At 75.2% G+C, this 15510-nt stretch carries 2 protein-coding genes; one reads left to right on the top strand and one right to left on the bottom strand.

The features are described 5' to 3' along the window. Window positions 1-223: 223 nt before the first annotated feature. A complete protein-coding gene (locus tag ABZ573_RS29395) occupies window positions 224-1045 on the top strand; it encodes an FG-GAP-like repeat-containing protein (RefSeq protein WP_192581577.1) in 822 nt (273 codons plus the stop codon). A gap of 1026 nt (window positions 1046-2071) precedes the next feature. Here ABZ573_RS29395 and ABZ573_RS29390 read toward each other — a convergent pair. Further along, window positions 2072-15043, bottom strand: a complete 12972-nt coding sequence (locus tag ABZ573_RS29390) for an SDR family NAD(P)-dependent oxidoreductase (protein ID WP_358122263.1) — start codon at window positions 15041-15043, stop codon at window positions 2072-2074. Window positions 15044-15510: the final 467 nt, after the last annotated feature.

Raw genomic sequence — 15510 nt, 5'->3', positions numbered from 1 at the left:
GGATCAGCGCCGATAGGCGTAGGTGGCTTTGTCGCCTGTCGATCTCGCCTGTCGAGCACCTTCTTGCGGGTGGTGAGGGGTGCGGGTAGGGGTTACCACCCCCAGCCCCTGTTCGTAATGATCGGACTGTCGTATTTCGGGGTGTACGGGGAGGTAGTTCGTGGCACGCATGGGCGGGAATGGTCACTGCCGTTCGTTCAACGGGAACGGGAGGATGGACATCATGGCCCGTGACGACGACACGGGTGAACTGCTGGTCTTCCCGCACAGCGGCAGCTTCCGTGGTGGCGACACATACGACGAGCCCGTGCTGATCAGCACCGACTTCCATCCGTATCGCAACTACGGGATGGTCCGTCCCATCGACGTCAACGGCAACGGCTACGCCGACGTCATCGGCGTGAGCATGCGACACATGAACGAGACGCACGGGATCTTCCTCTATCCGAACAGGGGTGGGCTGAACGGTCTCGACACCCTCGGCGATCCGATCCGCATCTCCGGCGCCCGGGACGACAAGAAGTGGGAGACGCTCGGCATCGCCGACGTGGACCTGGACGGCTGTGACGACATGTTCGGCCGCGAGCAGGACGCGGGCCACGTCGACGCGTTCTTCAACAAGCGCCAGGTCACGCAGAACGAGACGTACGACCGCACCGCGCACCGCCTGGTGACGATCGACGTCGAGGACTTCCCGCTGGCGATGGCCGACTTCACCGGCACCGGCCGGCCCGACCTTCTGGTCCGCCGCGCCAACGGCGACCTCGACCTGTACGAGTTCGCGCACGACACCTCCGGCGAGGGCCCGTGGTGGCGCGGCGAGGGCCAGTGGTTCACGCTCGGCAAGGGCTGGCAGGAGTTCGCGCACATCACGGTGACCGACATCGACCTCGACGGCCGGCCGGACCTGCTGGCCGTACGCGCCGACGGCACGCTCGTCGTGCACCTGCACAACGGCAAGTTCGACGCGGAGCGGCCCTCGGCCACGTTCTCCGCGCCCGAGGTGCTCGCGACGGGTTGGCAGAAGTACTCGGTGGTGAGCTGACGTAGGCCGCCGGCTGGAGGCCGGCCGCCCGCTGAGGGCCGGCCGGCTCCGTGACGCCAGCTTCTGTCCGGCAGAGGCAATCTCGGTGTTCGACGCGCGGGCCGGTGCACAGACCGTCTCGACGAGGTGACGGCGGCCGGGTCCCGCGCCCGGCTCCCGGCCACGCGGCGACACCACCGGTCCGGCCCGGCGACATCCCGCACCCGCGAACGACCGGCTGAAGCACCGGTGACCCCAGGACATCTCGAAACGGCTGCCGCGCCTTCGCGTGCGAGCGCCCGACCGCCCCGCCGCTCGCGTGCGAGCGCCCCGGCCGCCGCGCTTTCGTGTGGAGGGCGCCCGGCCGCCGCGCTATCGCGTGGGGGGCGCCCGGCCGCCGCGCTATCGCGTGCGAGCGCCCCGGTGATCAGGACGCCATGGACGTTATCCGGCCATTTTAAGGTCCATGGCGTCCTGATCAGCATTGGCTGGGGCGGCGTTCCTGGATTGCGTCAGTTATCAGCCGGACAATTCGGGCGGGGTGCCGCACTGCGTCGTCCGCCTTGAAGCACAGCGCCAACCAGCCCGCCGCGCGGAGAGCATTGAGCCGAGCCATGTCGCGCTGGAAGTGGCTGCGTTCCGGTGGTGGTCACCCTCGTGCTTGATCAGCCCACCGGCCCCGGGTACGCCCGGGGCCGGTGGGCCTTTTCCGTTCCGGAGTGGCCGTTCCCGTCCGCGCAGGGCGGCCGTTCCCGTCCGGGCGGGCCGTTCCCGTCCGGGCGGGCTGTTCCCGTCCGGACGGGGTGGGCCTTCTCCGGTCGGGACTGTTTCCGGTCCGGGCGGGACGGGTCGTTCCCGATCTGGGCGGGGGGCCGTCCCCGGTCGGGCTGCTCCCGGTCCGGTCGCGGCCCGCTTGCGGCCCCGGCGGGCGTCTCGTGCGTCTCGTGAACGGACCAGCCCTCCACCCCGGTCGGGCCTCCCGTGAACGGACCAGCCCCCCACCCCGTCGTGCGTCGGGGTGGGGGGCGGTCGTGGCTCGCCCCGGGGTCAGGCGTTGTCCAGCTCGCTGTCCAGGATGTCGAACAGGTCGTCCGCCGTGACCGAGGCGAGGTCCGTGGCCTCGGCCGGGCTGGACTTGTCGCGCCACCTGGTGAGCAGCCGTTGCAGGGCCGCGGCGATGTCCGTCTCCGCCGTCTGCGCCGCGTCCACCAACTCCAGCGTCGCCTCCACCCTGGCGATGCTGTCGACGAGGGTGCGCAGGTTGAGCTGCGCCTGGTTGCCGCCAAGCTCCCCGATGAGGTGCTCCACGAGCGCCGCGGGCGTGGGGTGGTCGAACGTCAGCGTCGCCGGCATCCGCAGGCCGGTGGCCTGGTTGAGCCGGTTGCGCAGCTCCACCGCCGTCAGCGAGTCGAAGCCCAGCTGCTTGAACGCCTGGTCCGCCGCGATGGTCTCCACCGAGTCGTGGGCCAGCACCGCCGCCACGTTCGTGCGTACCAGGGTCAGCAGCACCTCGCGCTGCTCCGGCTCGGCGAGGCCGGCCAGCCGGCCGGACAGCGACGCCGCGCTGCCGGCCGAGGAGGAGCGCCGGGGGCGGGTGAAGGAGCGCAGCGGTGCCGGCGCCGACGTGCTCGTGCGCAGGACGCCCACGTCCAACCTGATCGGGACCAGGCACGGCTCGTCGGTCCGGCAGGCCGCGTCGAACAGCGCGAGGCCTTCCTCGACGGTGTGCGCCCGCACGCCGGTGCGCCCGATGCGGGCGAGGTCGGCCTCGGTGAGCCCACCGGTCATCGCGCCACCGCTGCGCCACAGGCCCCAGGCCAGCGACGTCGCGGTGAGGCCGGACGCCCGACGCCGCGCGGCGAGCGCGTCCAGGAAGGCGTTCGCCGCCGCGTAGTTCGCCTGGCCGGCCGTGCCCAGCACCCCGGTCGCCGAGGAGAACAGCACGAACATCTCGACGTCGCCGGCCAACTCGTGCAGGTTGAGCGCCGCGTCGACCTTCGCCCGCAGCACCGCGTCCACCCGTTCCGGCGTGAGCGACTCGACCGTACCGTCGTCCAGCACGCCCGCGGCGTGCACGACGCCGACCAGGTCGGGCAGGGACGCCAGGAGGTCCGCCAGCGCGGCCCGGTCGGCGGCGTCGCAGGCGGCGACCGTGATCCTGGCGCCCAGCGACTCCAGCTCGGCCGTCAGCTCCGCGGCGCCTGGCGCGGCCGGGCCACGGCGGGAGGTCAGCACGAGGTGCCGCGCACCGTGCGCGGTGACCAGGTGGCGGGCGAGTTCCGCGCCCAGTGCTCCGGTGCCGCCGGTGACGAGCACGGTGCCCGCCGGGTCGAACAGGCGGCGGTCCGAGGCGGACACGAACGTCGCGAGCCGCGGCACGGTCGACACCCCGTCGCGGACGGCCACCTGTGGTTCACCGGTCGCGACGGCCGCGCCGACGAGAGCCGGGTCGTCGGTGTCGACGAGGACGAAACGATCGGGATGCTCGGTCTGCGCCGAGCGGACCAGGCCCCAGACCGCCGCGCCCGCCGGGTTCGTGCCGTCGGTCGCACCCCGGGACACGAACACCAGCGGGGAGCGGTCGCCGGGCAGCCACTCCTGGACCGCCGCGAGCGCGTCGTGCACGGCGGCCCGTACCGCCTCGGCGTCCGTGCCGGTCCCGACCTGGAACACGTCGAAGGCGCTGGCGGAGGCCACGGGCGTGGGGACCGGCTGCCACTCCAACCGGTGCAGCCCGTCCGGACCGGCGGTGGAGCGCAGCTGCTCGATCGTCACCGGGCGCGCGACCAGGGACTCGACCGTGGCCACCGGCATGCCGGTGCCGTCGGCGAGCGCCAGGGCGTACGCGTCGCCGGCGGTGGGCGTGATCCGCACCCGCAGGGCCGTCGCCCCGGTGGTCAGCACCCGTACGCCGTGCCAGCTGAACGGCAGGCGCAGCGGACCGTCGGCCCCGGTGGCCAGGGAGATCGGGTGCAGGGCCGCGTCCAGCAGCGCCGGGTGCAGTCCGAAGCGACCCGCCGGCGCGTCGACGGGGAGCGCGACCTCCGCGAGCAGTTCGTCGCCGTGCCGCCAGGCCGCCACCAGTCCCCGGAACGCGGGGCCGTAGTCGACGCCGAGGTCGGCGATGCGGTCGTACAGCTCCTCGACCGGGGCCGGCACGGCGTCGGCGGGCGGCCACTCACCGGCCCAGCCGGCCTCGGCCTCCCCTGCGGCGTCGAGCAGGCCGCTCGCGTGCTGCGTCCACGGCTCGCCGTCGAGCGCGTCCTCGCGCCGGGAGTACACCCGCAGCGGCCGGCGCCCGGCCTCGTCGGGCTCCCCGACCTCCACCTGCACCCGTACCGCGCCGTCGGCCGGCAGCACCAGCGGCGCGTGCAGGGTCAGCTCCTCGATGCGGTCGAGGTCGACGTGCTCGGCGGCCCGCCGCGCGAGTTCGACGAACGCGGCACCCGGCAGCAGGACCGTGCCGAGGACGGCGTGGTCGGCGAGCCAGGGCTGTTCGCGCAGGGAGAGCCGGCCGGTGAGCACGCTCCGCTGGGAGTCGGCGAGCGCCAGCACCGCTCCGAGCAGCGGATGGTCCGCCGCCCCGAGCCCGAGCCCGGCGGCGTCCGCCGGCCCCTCGTCGGGGACCAGCCAGTACCGCTGGTGCTGGAACGCGTACGTCGGCAGCTCCACCTCGCGGGCGCCCGCCCGGTACGCGCCGGCGTCGGGGCCGGTCCCGGCGGTGAAGAGTCGCCCGACGGCCCTGCCGAGGGTCGCGGTCTCGGGTTCTCCCCGGCGGGCGGTGGCGATGGCCGTGGCGTCGCCGGTGGCGGCGGCCGTGGCGAGGACGGTGTCGGGGCCGATCTCGAGGAAGGTGCCGACGTGGTGCGTGCCGGCGAGAGCCTCGACGGCCTCGTGGAAGCGGACGGTGTGGCGCAGCTGGGTGACCCAGTGGTCGGGGGTGGAACGCAGCGGTCGGCCGTCGACGGTGGAGATGACGGGAACGGTGGGCTCCCGGTGGGTGATGGAGTCGGCGACGGCGCGGTAGTCGTCGAGGACGGGGTCCATCAGGTGGGAGTGGAAGGCGTGCGAGACGGTGAGCCGCTTCGTCCGGTGGCCCTGCGCGGCGAGTGCCTCGGCGGCCGCTAGGGTGGCGGCCTCGTCGCCGGAGAGGACGAGGTCGGTGCCGGTGTTGACGGCGGCGACGCCGACCACGTCGGAGAGGTACGGGGTGACCTGTTCCTCGGTGGCCTGCACGGCGACCATGGCGCCCCCGGTGGGGAGGGCCTGCATGAGCCGGGCGCGGGCGGCGACGAGTTTCGCGGCGTCGGCGAGGTCCCAGACGCCGGCGACGTGGGCGGCGGCGAGTTCGCCGATGGAGTGTCCGGCGAGGTGGTCGGGGCGGATGCCCCAGGATTCGAGGAGCCGGTAGAGGGCGACCTCGAAGGCGAACAGGGCGGGTTGGGTGTAGCCGGTCTGGTGCACCTCGTCGGTGTCGATGACCTTGCGCAGCGGTTGGTCGAGGTGCGCGTCGAGGGCGGCGCAGACCTCGTCGAACGCGGTGGCGAAGACGGGGTACGCGGCGGCGAGTTCGCCGCCCATGCCCAGCCGCTGCGCGCCCTGCCCGGTGAACAGGAACGCCAACCTGCCGGCCCCGGGGGTGCCGGTGACCAGGTTGGCGGCCTCCTGGCCGGCGGCCAGCGCGGCGAGGCCGTCGAGGAGTTCCCGCCGGTCGGTCCCGACGACGGCGGCCCGCTGTGTGAACCGGACCCGGGCGGCCAGGGAGCGCGCGACGTCGGCGTCCGGCAGTTCGGGGCGGGCCGCGAGGTGGTCGTGCAGGCGGCGGGCCTGCTCCCGCAGGGCCTGCTCCGAGCGGGCGGACAGCAGCCACGGCAGGGCCTGCGGCGGCGTGCCGGCGTCGGCGCTGTCGGCCTCGGCGGGCGGCTCCTCGATGATCACGTGCGCGTTCGTGCCGCTGACGCCGAACGACGACACCCCGGCGCGGCGCGGGTGGCCGTTGCGCTGCCACTCGGCCGGCTCGGTCAGCAGCGCGACCGAGCCCGCCGACCAGTCGACCTTCGGCGACGGCTCGTCGACGTGCAGGGTGCGCGGGAGCAGCCCGTGCCGCAGGGCGAGGACCATCTTGATGACCCCGCCGACGCCGGCGGCGGCCTGGGCGTGGCCGATGTTGGACTTCAGCGAGCCCAACCAGAGCGGGCGTTCGCGGTCCTGGCCGTAGGTGGCGAGGATGGCCTGGGCCTCGATGGGGTCGCCCAGGGAGGTGCCGGTGCCGTGCGCCTCGATGGCGTCCACCTCGCCGGCCGCGAGGCCCGCGTTGGCGAGCGCGGCGCGGATGACCCGCTGCTGCGAGGGCCCGTTGGGGGCGGTGAGGCCGTTGGAGGCGCCGTCCTGGTTGACGGCCGAGCCGCGTACGACCGCCAGCACGCGGTGGCCGTTGCGGCGGGCGTCGGAGAGCCGCTCGACCACCAGTACGCCGACGCCCTCCGCCCAGCCGGTGCCGTCCGCGGCGGCGGCGAACGACTTGCACCGGCCGTCGGGGGCGAGGCCCCGCTGCTTGGAGAACTCGACGTACAGGCTGGGGGTGGACATGACGGTCACGCCGCCGGTCAGCGCGAGGGAGCACTCGCCGGAGCGCAGCGCCTGCACGGCGAGGTGCAGGGCGACCAGCGACGACGAGCAGGCGGTGTCGACGGTGACCGCCGGCCCCTCCAGCCCGAACGTGTACGCCACCCGGCCCGAGGCGACGCTGCCCGCGGTTCCGGTGCCAAGGAATCCCTCGACACCGTCGGGTACGGCGCTCGCCCCGGCGGCGTAGTCGTGCGTCATGAGGCCGGTGAACACGCCGGTGGGTGAGCCGCGCAGCGCGTCCGGCCGGAGGCCGGCGTTCTCCAGCGCCGCCGAGCAGGTCTCCAGGAAGATCCGCTGCTGCGGGTCCATCGCGAGCGCCTCGCGGGGGCTGATGCCGAAGAACTCCGCGTCGAACCCGGCCGCGTCGAGCAGGAATCCGCCCTGGTCGACGTAGCTGGTGCCGGGGGTGTCCGGGTCGGGGTCGAACAGCGTGTCCAGCGACCAGCCGCGGTCGGTCGGGAAGCCGCTGATGCCTTCGCGGCCGTCGAGCAGCAGCTGCCACAGCTCGTCGGGTGAGGTGACGCCGCCGGGGTAGCGGCAGGCCATGCCCACGATCGCGACGGGTTCGTCGGTGGGGCGGGCGGCGACCGCCGCCACGACGGGCCGCGGTTCGTCCTCCCGGTCACCCAGCTCGCCCCGAAGGTACTCGACGAGGGCCTCCGGGGTGGGGTAGTCGAAGGTCAACGTCGCGGGCAGCCGCAGCCCCGTCGCGGTGTTGAGCCGGTTGCGCAGCTCGACGGCCATCAGCGAGTCGAAGCCGAGCTGGCGGAACGGTTCGGCCACGGAGACGGCGTCCGCGTCCGGCTGGGCGAGCACGGTGGCGACCTGCGTACGCACGATGTCGAGCAGCAGCCCGCGCTGCTCCTCCTCGCTGCGCCCGGCCAGCTCGCGGGCCAGCGCGGTGGCGCCCGGCCGGGTCGCGGCCTGCCGCCGGCGCGGCACCCTGGCCAGGCCGTGCAGTGGCGGCGCGGCGTTCGTGGCGGCGCGTACCGCGGCGACGTCGATGGTGACGGGCACCAGGTGCGCGAGGTCCGAGCGGCACGCGGCGTCGAACAGCGCGAGCCCTTCCTCGACGCTGTGCGGGAGGAGACCGCCGCGCGCGATGCGGGCCAGGTCGGTCTCGCCGAGCTGGCTGGTCATCGCGCTGGCCTCGGCCCACAGGCCCCAGGACAGCGAGGTGGCGGCCCGGCCCTCGGCCCGGCGCTGTGCGGCCAGGGCGTCGAGGAACGCGTTCGCCGCCGCGTAGTTCGCCTGCCCCGCGGTGCCGATGACGCTCGCGACGGAGGAGTAGAGCACGAACAGGTCGACGTCGCCGGCCAGCTCGTGCAGGTTGAGCGCGGCGTCGAGCTTGGGTCGCAGGACGGCGTCGAGGCGGTCGGGCGTGAGCGACTCCAGGATGCCGTCGTCGAGCACGCCCGCGGTGTGCACCACGCCCACCAGCGGCCGGGCGAGCCCGTCGAGCAGCGCCGACAGCGCCTCGCGGTCGGCGGTGTCGCACGCGACGACGTCGACCGTGGTGGCGCCGAGGGCGGTCAGCTCCTCGGCCAACGCGGCGGCGCCCGGCGCGTCCAGGCCCCGGCGGGAGGCGAGGACCAGGTGTTCCGCGCCGTGCCGGGTGACCAGGTGGCGGGCGAGCGCGGCGCCGAGCGTGCCGGTGCCACCGGTGATCAGGACGGCCCCCGTCGGGTCGAACAGCGCGCCGTCCCGGGTGGCGGCGGCGTGCCGCGCGAGCCGCGGCACGGTCAGCGCCCCGTCGCGGACGGCGAGCTGCGGCTCCCCGGTGGCGAGCGCGGCGACGAGGGCGCGCTCCGACTTGTCGGTGCCGTCGGTCTCGACGAGGACGAAGCGGTCCGGGTGCTCGGTCTGGGCGGAGCGGACCATGCCCCACGCCGCCGCGCCCGCGAGGTCGCCGCCGCGGGTGACCACGGCCAGCCGCGCGGTGCCGGCCGCGGCCCGCTGGAGCGTCGCCAGCGTGTCGTGGAGGGACTGTCGTACGGCGTCGGCGGTGTCGCCCGCCTCGACCCGGAACACCTCGACGTCGGGCGTGCCGGTGCCGGTCGGGGCGGCCACGGGCACCCAGTCCGTGCGGTACAGCGCGGCGGTGGGGCCGCTCGCGCCGGCCAGGCCGTCCGTCGTGACCGGCCGGACCGCGACCGCGTCGGCGCTCAGCACCGGGTTGCCGTCGTCGTCGGTGGTGCTCACCCGCAGGGTGTTCTCGCCGGCCGGGGTCAGCCGGACCCGCAGCGCCGAGGCCCCGCGGCGGTGCAGCCGCACCCCCCGCCAGGAGAAGGGCAGCCAGGCCCGGCCCGCCGGGTTCCCGCCGCCGTCGAGGTGCAGCACGAGCGGGTGCATGGCGGCGTCGAGCAGCGCCGGGTGTACGCCGTAGCGCACGGCTGCCGGCTCGTCCTCGGTGCGCAGGGTGGCCCGGGCGAACAGCTCGTCGCCGCGCCGCCACACCTCCTGGACGCCCTGGAAGGCAGGGCCGTAGCAGAATCCGCGCGCCAGCAGCCAGCCGTAGAAGTCGCCGACGTCGACGGGCTCCGCGCCGGCTGGCGGCCACTCGTCGACCACCGGGGCCGGCGCGGGTGCGTCGGCCAGCGTGCCCGAGGCGTGGCACGTCCACTCCGCGCCCGGCGGCTGCCCGGCCGGCTGGGAGTACACGCCGAACTCGCGGCGGCCCTGCTCGTCGGGTCGGCCGACCCACACCTGGAGGTTGACCCGCTGCTCCTCGGTCAGCGTCAGCGGGGCCTGGAGGGTGAGTTCCTCGATCGTGCCGCTGCCGGTGTGCTCGGCGGCGTGCGCGGCCAGTTCGAGGAACGCGGTGCCGGGCAGCAGGACCGTGTCGAGGACGGCGTGGTCGACCAGCCACGGCTGCTCGCGCAGGGAGAGCCGCCCGGTGAGCACGAGCCGGTCGGTGTCGACGACGCCCAGCACCGCGCCGAGCAGCGGGTGGCGCGCCGCGGTGAGGCCGGCCGTGCCCACGTCGCCCCCGGCCGTGGGCCGCAGCCAGTACGACCTCCGCTGGAACGGGTACGTCGGCAGCGGCACCTCGCGGACGCCGGGGAAGTAGGCGTCGGCGTCGGGGCTGGTCCCGACGGTGAAGAGGTGGCCGACGGCCCGGGCGAGGCTGTGCGTCTCCGGCTGCCCCCGGCGCATGGTGGCGATGCCGGTGGCGTCGCCGGTGGTGGTGGCCAGGACGGTGTCGGGGCCGATCTCGAGGAAGGTCTCGACGCGGCCGGCGGCGGTGAGGGCGGCGACGGCGTCGTGGAAGCGTACGGCCCGGCGGACCTGGGTGACCCAGTGCTCGGGCGTGGAGCGCAGCGGCTGCCCATCGACCGTGGAGATCAGCCCGATGCGGGGTTCGTGGTGGGTGATGGACGCGGCGACGGCGCGGTAGTCGTCGAGCATCGGGTCCATCAGGTGGGAGTGGGCGCCCAGCGGGATCGGCAGCCGCTTCGTCTTGTGACCGAGCGCGGCGAGCTGCTCGGCGGCGGCGAGGGTGGCGGCCTCGTCGCCGGAGATGACCAGGTCGGTGGGGGTGTTGATGGCGGCGATGCCGACCTGCTCGCTCAGGTACGGGGTGACCTGCTCCTCGGTGGCCTGCACGGCGACCATCACGCCGCCCAGCGGCAGGGCCGCCATGAGGGTGGCGCGGGCGGCGACGAGCTTCGCGGCGTCGGCGAGTGACCAGACACCGGCCACGTACGCGGCGGAGAGCTCGCCGAGGGAGTGCCCCGCCACGAAGTCGGGGCGGATGCCCCACGACTCGACGAGCCGGTGGAGGGCGACCTCGAAGGCGAACAGGGCCGGCTGCGTGTACGCGAAGCGGTGCAGGTCGTCGCTGCGGATGATCTCGCGTACCGGCTTGTCCAGGTGGCGGTCCAGCTCGGCGCAGGCCTCGTCGAAGGCGTCCGCGAAGACGGGGTACGCGGCGGCGAGTTCGGTGCCCATGCCGAGGTACTGGGCGCCCGTACCGGTGAACAGGAACGCCAGCCCGCCGGGGCGGGCGGTGCCGGTGAACACGTCGGGGGTGCCCTGACCGGCGGCGAGGGCGGCGAGGCCGTCGAGCAGGTCCTGCCGGTTGGCGCCGGTGACCGCGGCCCGGTGGCCGAAGGCGACCCGGGTGGTGACGAGGGACCGGCCGACGTCGGCGACCGATAGCTCGGGCCGGTCGGCGAGGTGGTCGTGCAGCCGGCGGGCCTGCTCCCGTACCGCCTGCTCGGAGCGCGCCGACAGCAGCAACGGCAGCACCGGCGGGGCGGCGGGGGCGTCGGCGGCCGGGGCGTCGGCGGCGGGCGGCTCCTCGATGATCACGTGCGCGTTCGTGCCGCTCATCCCGAACGACGAGACGGCGGCCCGGCGCGGCCGTTCGCTGGCGGGCCACGCGACCGGCTCGGTCAGCAGCGACACCGCCCCGGCCGACCAGTCCACCTTGCGGCTCGGCTCCGAGACGTGCAGGGTGCGCGGCAGCAGCCCGTTGCGCAGGGCGAGGACCATCTTGATCACGCCGCCGACGCCGGCGGCGGCCTGCGTGTGGCCGATGTTGGACTTGAGCGAGCCGAGCCAGAGTGGCTGTTCGCGGCCCTGGCCGTAGGTGGCGAGGATCGCCTGGGCCTCGATGGGGTCGCCCAGGGCCGTGCCGGTGCCGTGCGCCTCGAGCGCGTCCACCTCGCCGGCCGCGAGGCCCGCGTTGGCGAGCGCGGCGCGGATGACCCGCTGCTGCGAGGGCCCGTTGGGGGCGGTGAGCCCGTTGGAGGCGCCGTCCTGGTTGACGGCCGAGCCGCGGACGACCGCCAGTACGCGGTGGCCGTTGCGGCGGGCGTCGGAGAGCCGCTCGACCACCAGCACGCCGACGCCCTCGCCCCAACCGGTGCCGTCGGCGTCGTCGGAGAACGCCTTGCACCGCCCGTCGGGGGAGAGGCCGTTCTGCCGGGAGAACTCGGTGAAGGTCTCCGTGCCGGCCATCACGGTCACGCCCCCCGCCAGGGCCATAGAGCACTCGCCGGAGCGCAGCGCGCGTACGGCCAGGTGCAGGGAGACCAGCGACGCCGAGCAGGCGGTGTCGACGGTCATCGCCTGGCCCTCCAGGCCCAGGGCGTACGCGACCCGGCCGGACGCCACGCTGCTCGCGGTGCCGGTGATGAGGTGGCCGTCGACCCCGTCCTCCTCGCTGTGCCCGAGCCGGCCGTAGTTCTGCACGTGCAGGCCCGTGAAGACGGCGGTGTCGCTGCCGCGCATCGAGGTCGGCGGGATGCCGGCGTGCTCCAGCGCCTCCCACGCGGTCTCCAGGAACACCCGCTGCTGCGGGTCCATCGCCAGCGCCTCGCGGGGGCTGATGCCGAAGAACTCCGCGTCGAACTCGTCCGCGTCGTGCAGGAAGCCGCCGGCGGTCGCGTTGCACGTGCCCGGCCCGTCGCCCGCGAACAGCGCCGCGAGGTCCCAGCCGCGGTTGGTGGGGAACTCGCCGATGACGTCCGTGCCGTCCGCGACCACCCGCCACAGGTCGTCCGGGGAGGTGATGCCGCCCGGGTAGCGGCAGGCCATGCCGACGATCGCGATCGGCTCGCTCTCGTCGTACGACTCGACCGTGGCCGGCGCCGCCTCGGCCGTGCCCAGCCCCAGGGCGTCGAGCAGGTGGCCGGCGAGGATGTCCGGCGTCGGGTAGTCGAAGACCAGGCTCGCCGGCAGGCTGAGGCCGGTCGCGGCGCAGAGCCGGTTGCGCAGCTGCACGGCGATGAGCGAGTCGTAGCCGAGTTGGCGGAACGGCGTCTCGCCGTCGATCGTCGCGGGTGCCTGGTCACCCAGGACCTCGCCGGTCGCGGCCCGTACGAGTTCGCGCAGCAGGCCGAGCCGGTCGTCCGCCGGGGACGCCAGTAGCCGCTCGGCCAGGGCGTTGCCGGCGCCGTCGGTGCCGGCGTCGGCGGCCAGCACGGGGCGCGCGGCGACGACGCAGGGCTCGCCCGAGGCCAGCGCGGCGTCGAGGAGGGCGCTACGCCGTGCCGCGGGGGGCCGGGCGAACCCTGGCGCGCTCCACGCCACGGAGACGCCGGGCAGGCCGAGCGCGCGCCGGTGCCGCACCAGCGCGTCGGCGGCGACGGTGGCGGCGAGGTCGCGGCCGTCGGTGAGCAGCACGAGGTTGGCCGGGGCGCGCCCGAGCGGCGCGGTGTGCAGCGCCAGCGTCTCCTCGACCGTGAGGTCCACCGCCGCGACGGTGGTGACCGGCCGGTCGCCGAGCACGGCCGCCAGCGTCTCCGGGTCGAACGGCACGTCCGGGTGCACGCAGACCTCGGCGCCGAACGCCGCCAGCTCCGCCGGGGCGCCCGCCGGCACGTCGTCCGGCCCCACCAGGACCAGTTCGCGTACGTCGTGGGCCGCCACGAGGTGGCGGGTGAGCGCCGCATCGTACGACCGGGCGACGAGCACGACCGTGCCCCGCAGCGGTGCGCCGCCGGGCAGGGCGGGGACGTCCGCGTACCGGGGCACGAGCAGTTCGCCCTCGCGTACGGCCAGCACGTCCTCGCCGCAGGCCACGGCCGCGCGCAGCTCCTCGGCGCCGACCCGGTCGGCGTCGAGCAGCACGAGCCGGCCGGGACGGCGGAGCTGGTGGGCCCGCGCGAGCGCCCAGGCGGCGGCCTGCCCGGGGGCCGCCTCGTCGTCGCCGTGCAGGCCGCCCCGGGTCAGTACGACCAGGCGCGAGTCCGCCGGGTGGTCCTCGTCGAGCACCCGCGCCAGCAGCTCGGACAGCGCGGTGTGGTCGGGGTAGCTGTCGACGGTCAGGTCGTCGTCGGTGAGGTCGGCGGTCAGCTCGGGCGGGCCCACGACCGCCCAGGCGAGCCGACCGGAGTCCGACTCGGAGCCGGGCTCCGGTGCCGGCTCCCAGCGCAGCGCGTGCAGCCGGTCGGGCAGCGACGAGGCCACGCCGACCAGGCGGGCGGGCAGCTCGGGGAGCCGGTGCCGGGCGGGGCTGCCGAGGGCGGTGCGGGGGATCTTCCGCACCAGGTACGTCTCGACCGGCACGGCCGCGGCGGGCAGTTCCGCGCGGCACCGCGCCAGCAGGCCGGCGGTGTCCACGTCGGACCCGACGACGAACGCGACCGGACCGTCGGGCCCGGCGAGGGCTGCCGCGTCGGCCACCCCCGCGACGCCGCGCAGCACCGCGTCGATCCGGTCCAGCCGGACCCGCTCGCCGCCGACCTCGACCGCGTCGGCCAGCCGGCCGGTGACCGTGAGGTGCCCGGAGTCGTCGCGGCGGGCCAGGTCGCCCGTGCGGTACCAGCCGCCGCGCAGTGCCTCGGCCGTCTCGGCGGCGAGGTCGTGGTAGCCGCCGGCCATCACGTTCGGGCCGCTGACCCAGACCTCACCCTCCTGGCCGGGGCCCAGGTCGGCGCCCGATGCGGGGTCGACCACCCGCACGCTCAGGCCCGGCAGGGGCAGGCAGCGTCGTTCCGCGTCGCCGTTGGGCCAGCTCACCGCGATCAGGCCGGACGTCTCGGTGGTCACGTAGCCGGTGAGCAGCGGCGCGGCGAACGCGGCCTCGAAGGAACCGCGCAGCGCCGGGTCCACGGGGCCGACGGCCAGCGCGATCCGTACCCCCTGCGGGTCGGGGCCCGGGGCGTCCAGCAGGGCGCGGTGCGTCGCGCCGGTGCCCACCAGCACGGTGCTGCCCTGCGCGGCGAGCGTGGCCCGCAGCTCGTCGGGGGAGAGGCCGCCGGCGAGGCGTACCGACGCCCCCGCCGCGGTGGCGGCGAGGAGCTGCCCGAAGCAGGCGTGCACGGGCAGCATCCACAGCACCCGGTCGTCCGCCGTCCACCCGAGTCCGGCCACGTAACTTGCCGCGGCGGCGGGCCACAGCGCGTTGCGCTGCGTGGACAGCACGCCCTTGCGGCGGCCGGTCGTCCCCGCCGTCCAGGTGAGGAACGCCAGGTCGTCGAGGCCGGCGTCGTCCTGGGGTGGCGACGCCGGGTCGGTCGTCGCCAGCTCCTCGAACGAGTGCCCGTCGCCGTCGTACCCGCCGTCGACGACGAGGACCGACACGGACACCCGCGCCGCGTTGGCCGCGTCGGTGATGACCGCGTCGGCGCCGGCGTCCTCGACCAGCCGGGCCAGCTCGGCGTCGTCCAGGGCCGGGTTCAGCGGCACCGCGATGCCGCCGGCCCGGACGACGGCGAGGACGCCCTCCACCGCCGTGACGCCGTCGAGCAGGACGACGACGCGGTCCGCCGGCCACACGCCGAGGTCGGCGAGGTGGCCGGCGAGCCGCGCCGTTCGTATCTCCAGCTCCGCGTGGGTCACGTTCCGCCGCGAATCGGCGTACGCGACCTGGTTGCCGGACCGGTCGGCGTTGGTCCGGAGCAGTTCGGGCAGGGGCCGGAGCAGATCGGTACGCGGCATGGTTCAACAACCTCTTGTCGGATAGCAGTGGTGATGCGGACCGTGGGTGGGGATGCGCTCAGACCGTGACCGGAAGGGACACCAGGGCGGGCACCGGCGGCGTACGCCTGACCTTCAGCGACTCCCGGGAGGCGGCGAGCTCGATGTCCGGGAAACGGGTGCACAGCTCCCGGAGGGCGGGTCGGGGAACCGCTTCGGGGCGTCGTACGACGCGTACGGGCTCGCGAAGTGGTCGTCGTCCATCAGTTGCCGATGCCCGTGCACCGGGCACGTGTCCGCCATGTCGTCCTCGCTGTGATCGCTCGGAAGGAATCGCTGTCGGATGCGGTGCGCCGGGCGGGAGGGACCGCCCGCGCGCCCATGGTGCCCTCAGGCCGTCCACGCTCGGGTAACTGCCGGGACGACGGCCGTTGGTGCGGTGACGCCTCACCTCACGGGTACGGGTCCCGAATCGGGCCCGTGGGCCA

The organism is Micromonospora sp. NPDC007220 (assembly GCF_040634035.1).
Taxonomy (GTDB): Bacteria; Actinomycetota; Actinomycetes; order Mycobacteriales; family Micromonosporaceae; genus Micromonospora; species Micromonospora reichwaldensis.
Note: the sequence above shows the minus strand (reverse complement) of the source record. Positions and strands in the feature narration are given on the sequence as shown.